We start from the raw sequence: 2,080 nt of genomic DNA on the forward strand, positions 1-2,080 counted from the left end.
TTTACCGAATGCGCCGTAAAGCCCCGCGCTTTAGCGCTGGGGATATAAGGCGCTCGCCGCTAGGCGAATCTTTTGTCTTTTCAATCGCATTAGATAGATTGTTGTGATATACTACTTATATGGAATACAAATCCAATCACAACGTCGTCTACTCTTGTAAATACCATGTTGTATGGTGTCCCAAGTATCGTCGCCGTGTACTCACCAGCGAAGTGGAGGAACGGCTAAAAGCCATTCTTCACGAAGTGGCAGAAGAGCGTCAAGCGGAGATCATCGAACTGGAGGTCATGCCCGATCACGTTCACCTTCTTGTTGAGGTCGATCCCCAGTTTGGCATTCACCGCCTCGTTCGGTTGATGAAAGGGCGCAGTTCACATCACTTGCGTGAAGAGTTTCCTTGGCTAAAAAAACGCTTGCCAACGCTTTGGACAAATTCCTATTTTGTTTCCACAGTGGGAGGTGCGCCACTTGCCGTCATCAAACAGTACATCGAAAACCAAAAAAACGTCTAAGAAGTCGAAGAGCAAGACGCCCTCTTTTGTATGTGAAGTTCCTCTGCACATCACGCGCCGCCAAGAACGCACATTAGAAGCACGGTTTGAAGCAGGACGCCAAATGTATAATGCGTTGTTGGGTGAAGCCAGAAAACGGCTCTCCCTTGTCAGACAATCCCTATGGTATACCAAAGCCAAGAAAAGTACGGACAAAAAGGAGAGGCAGGTTCACTTTTCTGCCGCTCGCCAAGCGCACGGATTTTCTGCCTACGCCCTTGAAGCGGTGGCAGATGAAATACGGCGTACCACGTGGCTTGGCGACCATCTGGACTCCCATGTGGCGCAGAAACTGGCGGATCGCGCGTTTGAAGCGGTGCAAAAGGTTGCATTTGGTAAGGCGAAAACGGCACGGTTCAAAGGCAAGCGCGGTTTTCACAGTCTCGAAGGGAAAAGTAACGCCACTTGCATCCGTTGGCGGGAATATCGGGTGTTATGGAATGGTCTTGAATTGCCGATGGTCACGGACGTAGCTCACGATCCCGTGATCCAGCATGGTCTTTCGTCCCGTGTCAAATACGTGCGCTTGGTTCGACGGAATATACGCGGGAAAACTCGCTACTACGCGCAACTTGTCTGCGAAGGTGTTCCATATGTCAAAGTGAATGAAAAAGGCGAGCGCATTCATTCGATTGGCAAGGAAACAGTGGGGCTAGATATCGGGCCGTCTACGATCGCGATTGTCGGAGACACAAAAGCCATGCTCACGCAATTTGCAGATGAAGTCGTCAGAGACCACAAGAAGATTCGTCGGTTGCAGCGCAAGCAAGACCGCCAGCGCCGTGCCAACAACCCTGATTGCTACGATGAAAAAGGACGTGTTATCAAAGGCAAACACCTTTTGAAGAAAAGTCGTCATCAGCAGGAAACTGAAACGCAATTGCAGGAACTGTATCGTCGGGAAACGGCTCATCGGAAAACACTGCATGGGCAACTGGCGAATCAGGTCATTGCCATCGGCACTCACATCAACACGGAAAAACTAAGCTACAAAGCGTTTCAAAAGATGTACGGACGTTCCATTGGCATCCGTGCACCCAAACTGTTTCTTTCCATCCTCACCCGCAAGGCTGAAAGTGCTGGCGGGAAAGTGGAGGAATTCAGTACCTATCATACGGCATTATCGCAAGTGTGCCTTTGTGGCCAGAAGCACAAGAAACGGTTGTCCGAGCGTGTCCATGCCTGTGATTGCGGCGTAGTCATGCAACGAGACCTGTTCAGCGCGTATCTCGCAAAGCATGTGGAGAACGAACGCCTGCAAGCGGCTGGTGCCTACGAGCATTGGCAAGGTGCGGAACCGCTCCTGCGGACGGCTTGGCAACAGGCGTATCACCAACCTGCGAGTGGAAGGCCAGTGCCTTCCTCCTTCGGAACCTATCGGAGTCAGAGCGGGTCGTCCGAAAAAGAAAGTCTGCCCGAACATGAGGCGCAGGATGTTGTAGCGATGGTGCAAGCCACCGTGAGAGCCTGCGAGAGTGCAAAGGTATAGACTTTTAGAACCCCCTGGCTTTAGCCATGGGGAGGTTCAG

At 51.4% G+C, this 2,080-nt stretch carries 2 protein-coding genes; both read left to right on the top strand.

Features of this window, described 5'->3' with window-relative positions; all coding sequences use genetic code 11:
* Positions 1–119: 119 nt before the first annotated feature.
* Positions 120–512, top strand: coding sequence for an IS200/IS605 family transposase (tnpA, locus tag M4I36_RS15470; protein WP_258112661.1), 393 nt, complete (start codon positions 120–122; stop codon positions 510–512).
* Positions 469–2,040, top strand: coding sequence for an RNA-guided endonuclease TnpB family protein (locus M4I36_RS15475; protein WP_258112662.1), 1,572 nt, complete (start codon positions 469–471; stop codon positions 2,038–2,040). The genes tnpA and M4I36_RS15475 overlap by 44 nt, the downstream gene beginning before the upstream one ends.
* Positions 2,041–2,080: the final 40 nt, after the last annotated feature.

Origin of the sequence: Alicyclobacillus sp. SP_1, from assembly GCF_024706985.1 — a bacterium.
GTDB lineage: Bacteria > Bacillota > Bacilli > Alicyclobacillales > Alicyclobacillaceae > Alicyclobacillus_I.

Bases quoted from the DNA above. Each gene is read 5' to 3' on its own strand.
- tnpA (WP_258112661.1), top strand. From the start codon at position 120: ATGGAATACAAATCCAATCACAACGTCGTCTACTCTTGTAAATACCAT.